The sequence below is a fragment of the Duganella dendranthematis genome, assembly GCF_012849375.1.
In the GTDB taxonomy this organism is placed as follows: Bacteria; Pseudomonadota; Gammaproteobacteria; order Burkholderiales; family Burkholderiaceae_D; genus Rugamonas; species Rugamonas dendranthematis.
This window is the reverse complement of record NZ_CP051684.1, coordinates 5,283,837-5,300,571: the sequence shown is the minus strand read 5'-3', so window position 1 is coordinate 5,300,571 and position 16,735 is coordinate 5,283,837. Positions and strand designations below refer to the sequence as shown.

Annotated in this window: 11 protein-coding genes; 6 read left to right on the top strand and 5 right to left on the bottom strand. The window is 64.7% G+C overall.

The genetic code is table 11. The annotated features are described in order from the left end of the window. Positions 1–133: 133 nt before the first annotated feature. Entirely contained in the window at positions 134–1,633 is a 1,500-nt protein-coding gene (locus HH213_RS24350) for a peptide MFS transporter (RefSeq protein WP_110847658.1), read from the top strand. A 46-nt stretch (positions 1,634–1,679) separates the two neighbouring features. Here the strand turns inward: HH213_RS24350 and glpD are convergent, their stop codons facing one another. Next, a complete protein-coding gene (gene glpD, locus HH213_RS24345; protein ID WP_169113961.1) occupies positions 1,680–3,212 on the bottom strand; it encodes a glycerol-3-phosphate dehydrogenase in 1,533 nt (510 codons plus the stop codon). A 105-nt stretch (positions 3,213–3,317) separates the two neighbouring features. On the opposite strand from glpD, the gene HH213_RS24340 reads away from it, so the two are divergent. Further along, on the top strand, positions 3,318–5,717 hold the full coding sequence (locus HH213_RS24340; RefSeq protein WP_110847656.1) for a penicillin-binding protein 1A: 2,400 nt from the start codon (positions 3,318–3,320) through the stop codon (positions 5,715–5,717). 30 nt (positions 5,718–5,747) lie between these two features. Here the strand turns inward: HH213_RS24340 and HH213_RS24335 are convergent, their stop codons facing one another. After that, on the bottom strand, positions 5,748–6,425 hold the full coding sequence (locus tag HH213_RS24335; RefSeq protein ID WP_229263138.1) for a TetR/AcrR family transcriptional regulator: 678 nt from the start codon (positions 6,423–6,425) through the stop codon (positions 5,748–5,750). Positions 6,426–6,621: 196 nt separating this feature from the next. Between HH213_RS24335 and HH213_RS24330 the strand changes: the two genes are divergently transcribed. Together HH213_RS24330 and HH213_RS24325 are read left to right on the top strand one after the other, a co-directional pair. Beyond that, positions 6,622–7,536, top strand: a complete 915-nt coding sequence (locus HH213_RS24330) for a lipase family alpha/beta hydrolase (RefSeq protein WP_169113960.1) — start codon at positions 6,622–6,624, stop codon at positions 7,534–7,536. After that, entirely contained in the window at positions 7,536–8,516 is a 981-nt protein-coding gene (locus tag HH213_RS24325) for a lipase secretion chaperone (protein ID WP_169113959.1), read from the top strand. Before HH213_RS24330 ends, HH213_RS24325 begins: the two co-directional genes overlap by 1 nt. Here the strand turns inward: HH213_RS24325 and HH213_RS24320 are convergent, their stop codons facing one another. The 3 genes from HH213_RS24320 to HH213_RS24310 form a co-directional block, all read right to left on the bottom strand. Then, on the bottom strand, positions 8,517–8,897 hold the full coding sequence (locus tag HH213_RS24320; protein WP_146235935.1) for a hypothetical protein: 381 nt from the start codon (positions 8,895–8,897) through the stop codon (positions 8,517–8,519). A gap of 135 nt (positions 8,898–9,032) precedes the next feature. Further along, a complete protein-coding gene (locus HH213_RS24315) occupies positions 9,033–10,817 on the bottom strand; it encodes a methyl-accepting chemotaxis protein (RefSeq protein WP_169113958.1) in 1,785 nt (594 codons plus the stop codon). A gap of 120 nt (positions 10,818–10,937) precedes the next feature. Further along, positions 10,938–12,071 carry a GGDEF domain-containing protein gene (locus HH213_RS24310; protein ID WP_229263137.1) on the bottom strand — a complete coding sequence of 378 codons (1,134 nt, stop codon included), beginning with the start codon at positions 12,069–12,071 and terminating at the stop codon, positions 10,938–10,940. A gap of 135 nt (positions 12,072–12,206) precedes the next feature. Between HH213_RS24310 and HH213_RS24305 the strand changes: the two genes are divergently transcribed. After that, positions 12,207–13,133, top strand: a complete 927-nt coding sequence (locus tag HH213_RS24305; protein ID WP_169113956.1) for a 5'-nucleotidase — start codon at positions 12,207–12,209, stop codon at positions 13,131–13,133. A gap of 118 nt (positions 13,134–13,251) precedes the next feature. After that, positions 13,252–16,704 (top strand): transcription-repair coupling factor, encoded by a 3,453-nt coding sequence (mfd, locus tag HH213_RS24300; protein ID WP_371875682.1) that lies wholly within the window; start codon positions 13,252–13,254, stop codon positions 16,702–16,704. The last annotated feature ends 31 nt before the right edge of the window (positions 16,705–16,735 follow it).

Here is a 16,735-nt window from a genome sequence, read left to right as displayed (position 1 = left end):
CAAATGACACAAGTTTGCAGGGGCAGCATCAAAAAGTGCATCAGCAGCCACTTTGTAGATTAAAATGGCGCCCAATTTGGCCGCCCCACAAGGGTGTCCAGTTCCTTAGACCATAATTATTAGGAGGAACCGCATGAGCGGTGCGACCACCACCAACACGGAAGCAGCGATTCCGGAGTTCAAGCAGATCCTGGGGCATCCCGCCCCACTGTGGATGTTGTTCATGACCGAGTTCTGGGAGCGCTTTGCGTTCTACGGCATACGCTGGGCGCTGGTGCTCTACGTGGTGGCACAGTTCTACAACGGCGATGCGGCGGGCGAATCGTCGGCCAACCTGGTGTACGGTTCCTACCTGGCGCTGGTGTATGCAGCGGCGCTGTTCGGCGGCTACGTGGCCGACCGCGTGCTCGGCTACCAACGCTCGATCCTGGTCGGCGCCGCCTTCATGGCGGCCGGGCTGTTCATGATCGCCTTCCCCAACGAGACGGTGTTCCAGTTCGGTCTGGCCACCATCATCGTCGGCAACGGCATGTTCAAGCCGAATATCTCGACCATGGTCGGCAAGCTGTACAGCACCGGCGACACCCGCCGCGACTCCGGCTTTACCGTTTTTTACATGGGCATCAACTCCGGCGCGATGGTGGCGCCGGTCCTGACCGAATGGCTGGCGACCGCCGTCTTCGGCACCGGCGGCATGCCGGCCTATAAAGTGGTGTTCATGTCGGCCGGCGTCGGCATGCTGGTCAGCCTGGTGTGGTTCTACATCGGCCGCGCCCAACTGAAAGGCATCGGTGCACCAGACGCCCGCAACGCCGATCCGAAACGCCTGCTGTACGTGGTGCTCGGCTCCGTGTGCGTGATCCCGGTGGTGTACTCGCTGCTGGCGACCGGCGCCAAGAACCTGCAAGTGGTGCTGTCGGTGCTGTTCGTGCTGCTGGCGGTGATGCTGCTGGTGGAAGGCATCAAGAATGGCAAAGTGGCGCGTGACAAAGTGATCGCCATGCTGCTGATCTTCTTCTTCAATATCATGTTCTGGTGCTTCTTCGAGCAGGCCGGCAGCTCATTCACCTTCCTGGCCGAGAAAATCGTCGACCGCGACATGTTCAACTGGACCTTCCCGGTGGCCTGGTTCCAGACCGTCAATTCGCTGGCCATTATCGCCTTCGCGCCGCTGGTGGCCTTCATCTGGGTGGCCATGGGGCGCGCCAACCCGTCGATTCCGCGCAAGTTCGGCCTGGGCCTGATCTTCAACGGCACCGCTTTCCTGCTGCTGATGTTCGCGCTATCGAGCCTGGTGGACGCCAACAACAAGATCCCGTTCTGGACCCTGTTCATGGTCTACGTGCTGCAATCGATCGGTGAGCTGTGCCTGTCGCCGATCGGCCTGTCGATGGTGACCAAGCTGGCGCCGACCCGTCTGGTGGGTCTGGGCATGGGCGGCTGGTTCCTGTCGACCGGCATAGGCAACAACCTGTCGGGCATCTTCGCCTCGGCGGTGTCGGGCGAAGGCGGCATGTCGGTGCCATCGGCGCTGCACGGCTACACCTTCGGCTTCTGGTCGCTGATCATCGGCGGCGCGCTGCTGTTCCTGATCGCCCCGCTGATCCAGAAGTTAATGCACGGTGTGAAATAAATCAAACGGCGCCCGCGGGCGCCGTTTTTATTTGGTGCTTGGCGGCCTAACGACTGAGCGGATGGACGTTGAGCCAGGCTTGCAGCTGGTCGGCGGCACTGGCCGGCAGATGCAGGCCAAGCTTGCTGCGGCGCCACAGGATGTCCTGCGCGGTGCGCGCCCACTCATAGCGGCGCAGGTATTCCACTTCCACCGCGTACAGGCCAGGGACGATTTCCTCGCCGAGGTCGGCCAGCGCGGCGCGGCCGTCCAACAGCGTATTGATGCGGGTGCCGTAGGCGCGGCAATAGCGCGTCAGCAGCGCCGCCGGCAGCCAGCCGTAGCGGCTGCGCTGGGCGCCGACCCAGCCATCGAATTCCTTGACCGCGCGGTTCTGCGGCGTGGCGCCAAACAGGTCGCCGCCCGGCAGGCAGGCGTCGTGGGTCCAGCCGCCGTGGCGGTTGTCGAGCGCCTTGGCGATGTGGTCGACCGCCTCCTCCGCCAGCTTGCGGAAGGTGGTGATCTTGCCGCCGAACACGCTCAGGATCGGCGGACCGTGACTATCAATCTCCAGCCGGTAATCGCGCGTGACGGCCTTGGCGTCGGCGCCATCCTCGACCAGCGGCCGCACGCCGGAATAGCTCCACACCACATCGGCCGGCACCACCGGCGCGACAAAATACTGGCTGGCCAGGCGGCACAAATAGGCGATCTCGTCCTCGCTGATGGCGACCTGGTTGGCGTCCCCCTCATAATCGAGGTCGGTGGTGCCGATCAGCGTAAACTCGCCCTCGTACGGAATCGCAAATACGATCCGCCCATCCGCATGCTGGAAAATATACGCGTGGTCATGCGCGAACAGCCGCTTGACGACGATGTGGCTGCCCTTGATCAGCCGCAGATGCCCGCCGTCCTCCTTCGGCAGCGTCGCGTGCAGCAACGCGGCGGTCCACGGCCCGGCCGCATTGACCACATAGCGGGCGTTGACCCGGATCTCGCCGCAACTCGGCTTGAACAGCGTGGCCTGCCAGTCGGCGGCCTGGCGCTCCAGCTTGGTGCACACCGCCTGGGTCAGGATGGTGGCGCCCTTCTCGCCAGCGTCGATGGCGTTCAGCACCACCAGCCGCGCGTCATCGACCCAGCCATCGGAATACACGAAACCGCGCGCAAATTCCGGCTTGAGCGGCTGGCCCAGCGCCTGGCCGCGCAGCTTGATGGCGGCCGAGGCCGGCAGCAGATCGCGCCGCGCCAGCCGGTCGTACAGCCACAGTCCGGCGCGGATCAGCAGCGCCGGCCGCTGGCCGGGCGCGTGCGGCATCACGAAGCGCAGCGGCCACATGATGTGCGGCGCGGCGCGCAGCAGCACCTCGCGTTCGCGCAGCGCCTTGCGCACCAGGTTGAATTCGTAATACTCCAGATAGCGCAGCCCGCCGTGAATCAGCTTGGTCGACGCCGACGACGTGTGGGCGGCCAGATCGTCCTTCTCGCACAGCACCACCGACAGCCCGCGGCCGGCGGCGTCGCGCGCAATGCCGGCGCCATTGATGCCGCCGCCGATGATCAGGACATCGCAATCGAGAATATGCTGGGGTTGCGCCATGTAATGCCTTGGGAGTTATATCCCTGTACGTTACGTCAAGTGACGCCAAGTAACAATAGCCTTGTTCTATAATCGCGCATACTTCCGCAACCGAGAGATAGTGCTTTGACAACCTCCAACCTGCCGGCGTGGGTCAACCGCCGCAATCTGATCCGTGCCGCCATCGGCGCCGGCCTGGCCGCCCTGGTGGGCGGCGGGCTGCTGCTGGCGTATCTGCTGCTGTACGTCGCACCCAATTTACCGTCGCTGGACGCCATCACCGACTACCGGCCGAAGATCCCGTTGCGCATCTACACCGCCGACAACGCCCTGATCGGCGAATTCGGCGAAGAACACCGCGACTTCATCCCGATCAAGGACATGCCGGAGCTGATGAAAAAATCACTGCTGGCGATCGAGGACAAGCGCTTCTACGAGCACAACGGCATCGACTGGAAGCGCGCGCTGGGGGCGGCCAAGGCCAACCTGGGCGGCGCCATGCGCCAGGGCGGCTCCACCATCACCATGCAGGTGGCGCGCAACTTCTTCCTGACGCGCGACAAGTTTTACAGCCGCAAGCTGACCGAAGTGATGCTGGCCCTGAAGATCGAGGCCGCACTGAGCAAGGAACAGATCCTGGAACTGTATATGAACCAGATTTACCTCGGCCAACGCTCGTTCGGCTTCGGCGCCGCCGCCCAGACCTATTTCGGCAAGCCGCTGAAGGACCTGGACGTGGCGGAAACCGCGATGCTGGCCGGGCTGCCGCAGAATCCGGCGCGCCACAACCCGGCCGTCAACCCGAAACGCGCCAAGCAACGCCAGCAGGTGGTGCTGCGCGCCATGCGCGACCTCGACTACATCACCGACGCCCAGTACCAGAAAGCGTCGCATGAAACCCTGCACATCAACCGCAAGGGCCAGGACTTTGACGTCCACGCCGAATATGTGGCCGAACTGGCGCGCCAGACCGTGTACGCGCAGTTCAAGGAAGAATCGTACACGCGCGGTATCAGCGTCTACACCACGATTCTCAAGGCCGACCAGAAAGCCGCCTACGACTCGATGCGCCGCAACGTGCTGAACTACGACCAGCGCCACGGCTACCGCGGCCCGGAAGCCTTCATCACGCTGCCGGCCAGCGAGGATGAGCGCGACGACGCCATCGAGGACGCGCTGCAAAAGCGTCCCGGCAGCGACGGCCTGATTCCGGCCGTGGTGCTGGAAGTCGGCGCCAAGGCCATCAAGGTGCAGAACCCGTCCGGCGAAGAAATCACCATCAGCGGCGACGGCCTGCGACTGGCCGCCGGCGCGCTCAGCGACAAGGCCAAGGACGCGATCCGGCTGCGGCCCGGCGCGGTGATCCGCATCCTGCAGGGGGACAAGGGCGGCTGGGCGGTCAGCCAGGTGCCGCAGGTCTCGGCCGGCTTCGTCTCGCTCGACGCCGTCACCGGCGGCTACCACGCGATGGTGGGCGGCTTCGATTTCAACCTGCAGAAGTTCAACCACGTCACGCAGGCGTGGCGCCAGCCGGGCTCGTCGATCAAGCCGTTCGTCTACTCGGCGGCGCTGGAGCGCGGCTTCTCGCCGGCCACCATCATCAACGACGCCCCGCTCAATCTGACCGGCGCCGAAACCGGCAACGAAGCGTGGTCGCCGAAGAATGACGATGGCAAGTTCGACGGCCCGATCACCATGCGCACCGCGCTGTCGGAATCGAAGAACGTGGTGTCGGTGCGCATCCTGCGCGCCATCACCGTGCCGTACGCACACGGCTACCTGGGCAAGTTCGGCTTCGACCTGGCCAAGCATCCGAAGAACCTGACCATGGCGCTGGGCACCGGGGCGGTGACGCCGGCGCAGCTGGCCGGCGCCTATTCGGTGTTCGCCAACGGCGGCTATTCGGTCGAACCGTATCTGATCGCCAAGATCGTCGATGGCGACGGCAAGATCATCTCCGAAGTCAAGCCGCGCGCCACGCTGCCGGACGACGCCCGCGTGATCGACCCGCGCAACGCCTACGTCACCGACTCGATGCTGCGCCAGGTGACCCGTACCGGCACCGGCGGCGCGGTGGCCCGCCTGGGCCGTCCCGACCTGGCCGGCAAGACCGGCACGTCGAGCGACGCGGTCGACGGCTGGTTTGCCGGCTACGGCGGCGGCATCGTCGCCGTGTCATGGATGGGCTATGACGACTCGCGTTCGCTGGGCGGCAAGGAATTCGGCGCCACCGTGGCGCTGCCGATCTGGATCGACTACATGAAAGTGGCGATGCAGAGCCGGCCGCCGCAAGAGCGCCCGGTGCCGGCAGGCCTGACGCAGGTGGATGGCGAATGGCTGTACGATGAATTCACCGGCGACGCCGCGCGCCATACGCTGGACATGGACGACCAGCCGGCCGGCGCCGAGAATGTGACGCCGGGCGAAGTGCTGACGCCGGGTGCGCCGGGTGCGCCGACAACGGCTCCGGCGGCAGCGCCGGGCGCGGAAAACATCAAGCCGGTGCCGACCGGGCCCGGCCGCTAAACTGGGCTTGCCGGGCCAGGCCGGGCTTCGCTAGGCCGCCAGATAGCCGCGCATCATCTGCACGGCGCTGTCGGCAAAGCGGTCCGGCCCGATGTCGGCGGCGCGGTACTTCCAGCGCTTGACGTACCAGTCCTGGAACGTGGCGAGAATATGCGCGGCGATCAGGTCTGGACTGCCGCGCAGTCCCGGCACTTGCGCGATCACCGCGGCAAATAGCGCCTGCACATGCAGCTCCGACTCCTTGGCCGTACCGCGCTGCTCGGCCTGCAACACGCGCGAATCCATGAAGACGAAGTAAAACCACGGCTGCAAAATCTCCGACACATAAATCGACGCGCGGATCAGCGCCTCCAGCCGGTCCAGCGGATCGGCGACGTCGGCGAACATCTTCGGCACCTCGTGGGTTGCGTGGCGCACCACATCCTCGATCATCTCGGCCAGCTGGTCCTTGTTGCTGATGTAGCCGTACAAGCCGCCCATCGACAGCCCGGTCTCGCCGCACAGATCGCGCAGATTCATGGCGCGGAAGCCGACCGCGTTGGCCAGCTTGAAGGTGGCGTTGAAGATTTTTTCCAGGTTCTCCAGCGCCGGCTTGCGGCGCTTGACCGTAATGCGGTCGGCATAGCGGTCGAGCAGATAGCCCCAGATATTGACGCCGTCGAGCGGCGTCATCGCCTGGAATTGGTGGAAGTCGAATGGCGCCGGCAAGGTTGTCCCTGTAGTTTATTTTTGGCTATGATTATAGCGCAGCCGATTGCCCCCACCCGCCGCCCGCTCAGCAGGCCTGCAAATTGGCTCCGCAGGCCCTGCGTGCGGACTGCAAGGCCCGCGCGCCGGTGCTACATTCGGAACACCGGGCCAGGCTGAGTCCGGCCACAACAACAATATCATCTCGGAGACCACCATGCGCCACCGCTTCCTGCAATGCCTGACCGTGTGCCTGATGTTATTTGCCGCCGTGCCATCGCCAGCGTCGGCGGCCGGCTACACGCAAACCCACTACCCGATCGTGCTGGTGCACGGCCTGTTCGGCTTCGACCGCGTCGGTCCGGTCGACTACTTCTACGGCATCGCGCCGGCACTGCGCAGCGGCGGCGCCGATGTCTACGTCACCTCCGTCTCAGCCGCCAACAGCACCGAAGTGCGCGGCGAACAGCTGCTGTTGCAGGTCAAGCAAATCCTGGCCGCCACCGGCGCCGCCAAGGTCAACCTGATCGGCCACAGCCACGGCGCGCCGACCTCGCGCTATGTGGCCTCGGTGCGGCCGGACCTAATCGCCTCGGTCACCAGCGTGGGCGGCGTCAACCAGGGCTCGCGCGTGGCCGACGTGCTGATCGGCGCGGTGCCGGATGTGACGTACGGCGTCGCCAACGCCGTGTCGGGCCTGATCAGCTTCCTGTCCGGCAGCCCGACGCTGCCGCAGAATGCGCGCGCGGCGGCGGTCTCGCTCAGCACCGCCGGCACGGCCGCCTTCAACGCCCGTCACCCGGAAGGTGTGCCGACCACGGCCTGCGGCGAAGGCGCGTATCAGGTCAACGGCGTATATTACTTCTCGTGGAGCGGCGCCAAGCCGCTGACCAATGTGCTGGACGCCAGCGACCCGGTGCTGGGCCTGACCGCGCTGGCCTTCAACGGCGCCAAGAATGACGGTCTGGTCAGCAGCTGCTCCAGCCACCTGGGCCGCGTGCTGCGCGACGACTACGCGCTAAATCACCTGGACGAGGTCAACCAGCTGATCGGCATCACCAACCTGTTCGAGACCAATCCAGTCACCTTGTACCGCCAGCAGGCCAACCGCCTGCAAGGACTGGGACTGTAATGCAGACTGTGACGCGCACCGTGCTGCGCCTGATGGTGGTCGGCGTGCTGGCGGGCGCTGGCGTCGGCCTGTTGCTGCACCATGATGCGCCGGCCGCGCCGGCCTGGTTGACGGCGACGGCCGGCGCTGGTCCCGCTGATCCCGCCAGCGACGCGGCTGCCGCGCCAGCGCCGGATGGCTCGCCCGTCGGCCGCGCCGCCGCCGACACGCAGCCGGATGGAGCCGTGCGCGCCGACGTAAACGACCGCCTGCAAGTCAACGCCGAACTGGCCTACCTGTTCGACTACTATCTGGCCGGCCTGGGCCAGCGTCCACTGGAAGCGATCCGTGCCGACATCATTCGTGAACTGGACAAGCGCCTGCGCCCCGCTCCGGCAGCCGAAGCGCGGCGCCTGCTGGACGCCTACCTGGCCTACAAGCGCGCGCTGGTGGACCTCGAACGTGACCTGCCGCCAGCCCCCGACCCCGTGCAAAACGCACGACAGCGCCTGGCCGCCGTTCAGCAACTGCGCAGCGCCTACTTCAGCAACGACGAAAGCGCCGGCCTGTTCGCCGCCAGCGACGCTTACGACCTGGACGCCATCGCCCGGCTCGACATCAACAGCGACGCCAACCTGAGCGACGCCCAACGCCAGCAACGGCTGGCCGCGCTGGACGCCCGCCTGCCGCCCAAGCTGCGCGAAGACCGCGAAGCGCCGACCCGCATCATCAAGCTGGAAGCGTTGGTCAGTCAGGCGCGCGCGCAAGGCGCCGACGATAACGAAATCTACCGCCTGCGCGCGACTGCGTTGTCGCCCTCGGCCGCCGCGCGCCTGGCCGATGTCGACCGCGAGGAAGCCGACTGGCAACGCCGCATCGGCGCCTACCAAACCCAGCGACGCCAACTACAGCAATCGACCAGCGACGCCAACGCGCTGCAGCAACTGCGCGACGCCGGCTTTACGCCCGACGAACAAAAGCGTTTGCCCGCCTACGAATAATCAATGCACATAGCGGGCGATGAAATACACGCCGCCCAGCATCAGCGAGGCAAAGCCGTACAGCTTCCACATATGGCTCATCAAGGACTTGTGCAGATCCTCACGTTGCTTGGCCAGCGCCGCATTGAAGTCTTCGCGCTGCTTGGCGAGTGCCGCGTTGGAGTCCTCTCGGTGTTTGGCCAGCGCCGCTTGAAACTCAAGCTTATTTTCATGCAACAGGGTCAGCACCCGCTGGATATCATCCTTGGTGGCAAAGCTGACGCGGATCACCGCCAGATCCACCTGCAGCGCAGTCAGGCGTGTTTCCAACGCCATCAGACGGACTTCAGTGGGCGGGCGTTCGCCGTTTTCCGCATGGGGCGGGCTGTCAATGGCTGGCATGATGGGCCTCCTTGATGAGTCACCAAGCTATCACCGCACCGCAGGCCGCGTTTGATGTGCATCAAACGAAAAAAAGGCAGCCGCGAGGCTGCCTTAGTGTACTACTACGCCAAACGTGGCTTACGTTCTTGTTGGTTAAAACTCTTCCCAATCGTCCGACGCCGCTGTCGCCATTTGCCGGGCCGGCGCCTTGGCCGCTGAAGAAGCTGAGGCCGCCGCTGGCTTGGTGGCAGCCGACTTCAGCGCCGGCCGCGATTTCGTCGCAGCCGCAGCTGCCGGTACCGTGGCCGTAGCCGTGCGCCGCGCCGCCATCGCCGGCGCGCGTGGCGCCGACACCGCATCCATGCGGAACACGCTGACCACCTCCGCCAGCTGCGCCGCCTGCTCCTCCAGCGATGCCGCCGCCGCCGCTGCCTCCTCCACCAGCGCCGCATTCTGCTGCGTCACCGTATCCATCTGCCCGACCGCCATATTGATTTGATCGATGCCCGTGCTTTGCTCCTGGGTCGCCATGCTGATCTCGCCCATGATATCGGTCACGCGCTGCACGCTGGTGACGATCTCGCCCATCGTCGCGCCGGCCTCTTCCACCAGCTTGCTGCCGGCGCCGACCTGCTCGACCGAATCGCCGATCAGCTGCTTGATCTCCTTGGCGGCCGCCGCCGAGCGATGCGCCAGCGTGCGCACCTCGCCCGCCACCACCGCAAAGCCGCGTCCCTGCTCACCCGCGCGGGCCGCCTCCACCGCCGCATTTAGCGCCAGAATATTGGTCTGGAACGCAATGCCGTCAATCACGGCAATGATGTCGACAATCTTGGACGACGACGCATTGATCGAATCCATGGTCTGCACCACGCGCGCCACCACCTCGCCGCCGCGCTGCGCCACCCCGGAGGCCGACGCCGCCAGCGTATTGGCCTGGCGCGCATTGTCGGCATTCTGCCGCACCGTCGAGGTCAACTCCTCCATCGACGACGCCGTCTCTTCCAGCGAACTGGCCTGCTCCTCGGTGCGCGACGACAAATCCAGGTTGCCGCTGGCGATCTGCGCCGACGCCGTGGCAATCGTCTCGGTGCCACCGCGCACCTGGCCGACGATGCGGATCAGGCTATCGTTCATTTCCTTCAGCGCCCCCAGCAACTGGCCGGTCTCCTCCTTGGTGGCCACTTCGATATGGCTGGTCAGGTCGCCCGACGCCACCGTCTGCGCCACCCGCACCGCCTCGTTGATCGGATTGGTGATGGCGCCGGCGATGTACACCGCGCAGCCGATCGCCACCATCGCCGCGATCACCGCCGCAATCAGCATCGCCCACTCGGCGCTGCTGACCGCCGCCATGCCCTCCCGCACGCTGGCATCGGAAATGCCTTCGTTGAGGCGTTCGATTTTCATCAGCGTGGACTCGGCCTTCTGGAACAACGGGCGCGACGGATTGAAGATCTGATAAAACTCGCCGAACAAGGCGTTCTGCGTCTGCTCGTCCTTGTTGACCGCCAGCTTGGCGATGATGGCGCCGAGCTTATCGTCGGCCGCCTTCCATGCCGCCCACTCGCCGGTGAACTGCTTCCACAACACCGCTTCCTCGTTCGTCTGCGGCAATGGCTCGTAGCGCTTCCAGCCGCGGTCGATATTGGCCCAGGCCTTCTTGCGCATCTCGATCGCCTCGGCGAACTTGTCCTGCGACTGGTACTCATGCGACCAGGTGCCCACATACAGCGTGGCCGCCGACACCGCCGTCTGTCCCTCGCTCATCACCAGCAACCCCTGGATCGAAGGCAGACGCACCACGCCGATCTCATTCACCGCGCCGCCCACCTTGGCAATCCCTCGATAGCCCGCCGCGCCCACCACCAGCAGCGCCACCATCATAATGGCGACCAAGGTCGCCAGCTTCCACTTGATGAGCAGATTTTTGAACATCCGGCCTCCGGCACATTGGTTAGATTTGGTGAATATTGTTCCTACCCAACTAATATGCGACCCCGACAACGTAACCGTCAATCACATTCGTGCCCAGTGTGGCGTGGCGCGCACAATCTCTCAGCCGGCGGCCACGCGGTTGCGGCCGGCCCGCTTGGCCTGGTACATGGCGGCGTCGCCGGCCGCAATCAGGCGGAACAGATCGTAGCTGTGCTGATCCGAGCAGACCACGCCCAGGCTGGCCGTGTAGCGTACCGACATGCCGTCCCACTCGACCACCTCGTGCTCGATGCGTGCGCGCACGCGCTCGGCGATATTCAGCGCCGCCGCGTGGTCGACGCCATCCAGCACCAGCACAAATTCCTCGCCGCCGAAGCGCGCCATCAAATCGTGCGGCCGCAGTTCCACCTTGAGCAGGCGGGCCAGATGGCGCAGCACCTCGTCGCCCACCGGATGGCCGTGGTTATCGTTAATCTGCTTGAAGTAATCGACGTCGATCATGATCACCGCCAGGCTGCGGCCGGCGCGCAAGGCACGCAGACCGACCCGCTTGCCCTGGGTTTCCAGGCCGGCGCGGTTCAGGGCGCCGGTCAGTGCGTCCAGCGCCGACAGCCGGCGCAGGCGCTCGGCATAGCGCCACATCACCATCTGGATCAGGCCGAAGGCGATGCAGATCTGCGCCAACGGAATTGCCAGCGTGCTCAAGCCCATCACCAGCGAACTGGTGTGGTCCATCGGATCGACGTGCAGCAGCATGTGCACGCCACGCAGGAACAGCGCCAGCCCCAGCAGGATAAATCCGGTCAGGCTGACGATGCTGACGCGCCACACGCCATGCCGCGCCACCACCACCGCGCACAGCCAGTTGAGCAGCGCGAAATAAAACCCGCTGAAACACAGGCGCGCGCGCAAGCTCGGCGCCACCAGCGTGAACCAGCCCGGAATCAGCAAGGCAAGCACGGTAATCACCGCGATGGCTTGCCACGACAAAGTGGAGGAACAATGCACGCGCAAGCCGCGCAAGGCCAGCGCCAGGCCGAAAGCGATCACGCCATAGCCGATCACGCCATGCAGCAGTACCGGCAGCGACTCGATGCCGGTCAGCGCCAGGCCGACGCACACCAGCACATTGCCGCCGGCCCACCAGCGCTGTTCCGGCGGACTTTCGGTGTAACACGCCGAGGCCACCAGCAACGCCGTGGTCAGCAGCGTCACGCAAACTTGCACCAGTAGAAGAGTATCGAGATTCAGCACACCAGCATCCATGTAATGAACTGTCAATGTAGCGCAGTGACTGCTTGGAGGCAATAATTAAATTGCAGAAAAGAAAGCCAACCGTCCGCCCCGAATCGGGTACAGTAACGCACATCATCCATTCCCTGTCGTTCCATGCCCTATCCTATCGAGCACAAGCTGGTGATCGGCATCGCCTCCAGCGCCCTGTTTGACCTGACTGCCTCGCACCAGGTGTATCTGGAACACGGCGCCGAAGCCTACCGCAAGTACCAGGAAGCCCAACTGTCCACCGTGCTGGACAAGGGCGTTGCCTTCCCCTTCATCCGCCGCTTCCTCAATATCAACAAATTCCACCCGCAGAGTGCGCCGGTGGAAGTGGTGCTGTTCTCGCGCAATTCACCGGAGACCGGGCTGCGGGTGATGAACTCGATCGCCCACTACGGCCTGGACATCTCGCGCGCCTGCTTCCTGACCGGCGAATCGCCGTACCGCTACCTGCCAGCGTTCAACACCTCGCTATTCCTGTCGGCCAACGAGGAAGACGTCAAGCGCGCGCTGGCGGCCAACTATCCGGCCGGGCTGGTGCTGCCGTCGCGCACCGAGGACGACGAGGCCGACGGCGAACTGCGCATCGCCTTCGACTTTGACGGCGTGATCGCCGACGACGAATCTGAAACTATCTTCAAGCGCAATAACGACGTCAGCGAATTCCACGCCCACGAGACCGAGCGGGTCGCCATCCCGCACCAGCCCGGACCGCTGGCCGATCTGTTCCGCAAGCTGTCGCTGATGCAGCAACTGGAGGAAGACGCCCAGCGCGCCGATCCGGCCTACAAAAAAATCCTGCGCATCGCCATTATCACGGCGCGCAGCGCGCCGTCGCACGAGCGGGTGGTGACCACGCTGAAAAGCTGGGGCGTGTCGGCCAACGAAACTTTCTTCCTGGGCGGCATGGAAAAAGCGCGGGTGCTGGGCATCTTCAAACCGCATATGTTCTTCGATGACCAGCTCAGCCACCTGCAATCGCCGGCAGGCAACATTCCGATGGTGCACATCCCGTTCGGCATCGCCAACCGCTAACCCGCACGGCGTTGCGCCGGGGTCTGACCCCGCACGGGGTCAGACCCCTTCTGCTGGGGGTTCGTCTATAATGTCGTGAGCGGCATGGCCACCCGGGCGATGCCTGGATAACCGTTGAATGTGTGTTGTGTCGTCAGCCTTAACTAAATCCATCCCAAAACCCGGCAACCGCTTTGCCCTGCCCGCGCTGCATGGCTCGGCGGACGCGTACGCCCTGGCGCAAATCGCGCTCGAACTCAAATCCCGCGGCCAGATGCTGGCCATCGTGGTGGCCAACGCCAGCGATGCCCAGCGCCTGCTGGACGAAATCCCCTGGTTCGGCGGCGCGCAGCTGCGCTGCCACCTGCTGCCGGACTGGGAAACGCTGCCCTACGATGCCTTCTCGCCGCACCAGGACCTGGTGTCCGAGCGCCTGGCCACGCTGCACGAAATCTCCAGCGGCCAGTGCGACGTCATGCTGGTGCCGGCCACCACTGCGCTGGTACGCATGGCGCCGCCGTCCTTCCTGGCCGCCTACACCTTCTTCTTCCAGCAAGGCGAATCGCTGGACGAAGCGCGCCTGAAAGCCCAACTGACACTGGCCGGCTACACTAATGTCACGCAGGTGATGTCGCCCGGCGAATACTCGGTGCGCGGCGGCCTGATCGACCTGTTCCCGATGGGCTCCGCGCTGCCGTACCGGCTCGACCTGTTCGGCGACACCATCGAAACCATCCGCACCTTCGACGCCGACACCCAGCGTTCGCTGTACCCGGTCAAGCAGGTGCGCCTGCTGCCGGGCCGCGAATTCCCGATGGACGAAGCGTCGCGCACCGCCTTCCGCAGCCGCTGGCGCGAGCACTTCGAAGGCGATCCGTCGCGCTCCGTGGTGTACAAGGACATCAGCGCCGGCATCGCCTCGGCCGGCATCGAATACTATCTACCGCTGTTCTTCGACGACACCGCCACGCTATTCGACTACCTGCCGCAAGGCGCGGTGGTGGCCACCGTGGGCGACATCGAAGCGGCCATCAAGCGCTTCTGGACCGACACCGGCTCGCGCTACCGCTTCCTGCGCGCCGACCGCGAACGCCCGATCATGGCGCCGGAACAGCTGTTCCTGTCGGACGAACAGTTCTTCGTGCTGGCCAAGCCGTATCCGCAGATCGCCATCCGCCAGAACGCGGACGCCGGCGCTTCCGAGCTGTCGGCGCCGGTGCCCAACATCGCCGTCAACCGCCACCTGGATGACCCGCTGACCAATCTGCGCGCCTACCTGATGCAGTCCGGCGCGCGCGTGATGATCTGCGCCGAATCCAACGGCCGCCGCGAAACGCTGCAGCAGTACTTCACCGAATACGGTCTGGAACTGGCGCCGGTGGAAGGCTTCGACGGCTTTATCGCCTCGGACGCCAAACTAGCGCTGGGCGTGGCGCCGCTGCACGCCGGCTTCGAACTGTCGGTCGACGGCAAGCCGCTGATCTTCATCACCGAGACCGAGTTGTACGCCGGCTCCGGCCGCCGCGCCGGCAAGAAGAAGCAAGAAGCCGTCACCCAGGTCGAATCGATGGTGCGCGACCTGTCGGAACTGAAGATCGGCGATCCGGTGGTGCACATCAATCACGGCATCGGCCGCTACATGGGCCTGACCAGCATGGACCTGGGCGAAGGCGATGCCGAATTCCTGCACCTGGAATACGCCAAAGAGACCAAGCTGTATGTGCCGGTCTCGCAGCTACACGTCATTTCGCGCTACTCCGGCGCCTCGCCGGACGACGCGCCGCTGCACACGCTGGGCTCCGGCCAGTGGGAAAAAGCCAAGCGCCGCGCCGCCGAACAGGTGCGCGACACCGCCGCCGAACTGCTCAACCTCTACGCCCGCCGCGCGCTGCGCCAGGGCCATTCGTTCGAGTATTCAGCGCACGACTACGAGCGCTTCGCCGACAGCTTCGGTTTCGACGAAACACCGGACCAGCAGGAAGCCATCAACAACGTCATCAAGGATATGACCTCGGGCAAACCGATGGACCGGCTGGTGTGCGGCGACGTTGGCTTCGGCAAGACCGAGGTGGCGTTGCGCGCAGCGTTCATCGCCGTCATGGGCGGCAAGCAGGTCGCCATCCTGGCGCCGACCACGCTGCTGGCCGAACAGCATGCGCAAACCTTCGCCGACCGCTTCGCCGACTGGCCGGTGCGCATCGCCGAAATGTCGCGCTTCCGCACCGGCAAGGAGATCGCGCAGGCGATCAAGGGCATGGCCGACGGCACGCTGGACATCATCATCGGCACGCATAAACTGCTGTCGGACGACGTCAAGTTCACCCGCCTTGGCCTGGTGATCATCGACGAGGAGCACCGCTTCGGCGTGCGCCAGAAGGAAGCACTGAAATCGCTGCGCGCCGAAGTCGACGTGCTGACGCTGACCGCCACGCCGATCCCGCGCACGCTGGGCATGGCGCTGGAAGGCCTGCGCGACTTCTCGGTCATCGCTACCGCGCCGCAAAAGCGGCTGGCGATCAAGACCTTCGTGCGCAGCGAGGGCGAGTCGATTATCCGCGAGGCCTGCCTGCGTGAACTCAAGCGCGGCGGCCAGGTCTACTTCCTGCACAACGAGGTGGAGACCATCCAGAACCGCATGGCGATGCTGACCGAGCTGCTGCCGGAAGCGCGCATCGCCGTCGCCCACGGCCAGATGCACGAACGCGACCTGGAAAAAGTGATGCGCGATTTCGTCGCACAGCGCTACAACATCCTGCTGTGCACCACGATTATCGAAACCGGCATCGACGTGCCGACCGCGAACACCATCATCATGCACCGCGCCGACAAATTCGGGCTGGCGCAACTGCACCAGCTGCGCGGCCGCGTCGGCCGTTCGCACCACCAGGCCTATGCCTACCTGCTGGTGCACGACGTGCAGTCGCTGACCAAACAGGCGCAGCGCCGCCTTGACGCCATCCAGCAGATGGAAGAACTGGGCAGCGGCTTCTATCTGGCCATGCACGATCTGGAAATCCGCGGCGCCGGCGAAGTCCTCGGCGACAACCAGTCCGGCGAGATGACCGAGATCGGCTTCCAGCTGTACTCGGACATGCTGAACGAAGCGGTGCGTTCGCTCAAGGCCGGCAAGGAGCCGGACCTGGCGGCGCCGCTGTCAACCACTACCGAAATCAACCTGCACGTGCCGGCGTTGCTGCCGGCCGATTTCTGCGGCGATGTCCACGAACGGCTATCGATCTACAAGCGCATGGCCAATTGCGAAACGCAAGGCAAAATCGACGACATGCAGGAAGAGCTGATCGACCGTTTCGGCAAGCTGCCGGACCCGGTCAAGGCGCTGATCGAAACCCACCGCCTGCGCATCGCCGCCAAGACGGTGGGCATCATCAAGATCGACGCGCATACAGAAGCGGCCAGCCTGCAGTTTATGGCGAAGCCGCCCATCGACCCGATGCGCATCATTGAGCTGATCCAGAAAAATCGTCAGATCAAATTGAACGGACAGGATAAACTGAAGATTACCGCCGCCATGCCTGACCTGGCCGCGCGCGTCACACAGATCAAGGCCGCCATCAAGCAGCTCACCGCATAACCACTACTGACACCACATTTATGCCCACGAC

Coding starts and splice junctions, on each gene's coding strand:
- HH213_RS24320 (WP_146235935.1), bottom strand. CDS start 8,897: ATGCCAGCCATTGACAGCCCGCCCCATGCGGAAAACGGCGAACGCCCG.
- HH213_RS24315 (WP_169113958.1), bottom strand. CDS start 10,817: ATGTTCAAAAATCTGCTCATCAAGTGGAAGCTGGCGACCTTGGTCGCC.
- mfd (WP_371875682.1), top strand. CDS start 13,252: ATGTGTGTTGTGTCGTCAGCCTTAACTAAATCCATCCCAAAACCCGGC.
- HH213_RS24325 (WP_169113959.1), top strand. CDS start 7,536: ATGCAGACTGTGACGCGCACCGTGCTGCGCCTGATGGTGGTCGGCGTG.
- HH213_RS24330 (WP_169113960.1), top strand. CDS start 6,622: ATGCGCCACCGCTTCCTGCAATGCCTGACCGTGTGCCTGATGTTATTT.
- glpD (WP_169113961.1), bottom strand. CDS start 3,212: ATGGCGCAACCCCAGCATATTCTCGATTGCGATGTCCTGATCATCGGC.
- HH213_RS24350 (WP_110847658.1), top strand. CDS start 134: ATGAGCGGTGCGACCACCACCAACACGGAAGCAGCGATTCCGGAGTTC.
- HH213_RS24305 (WP_169113956.1), top strand. CDS start 12,207: ATGCCCTATCCTATCGAGCACAAGCTGGTGATCGGCATCGCCTCCAGC.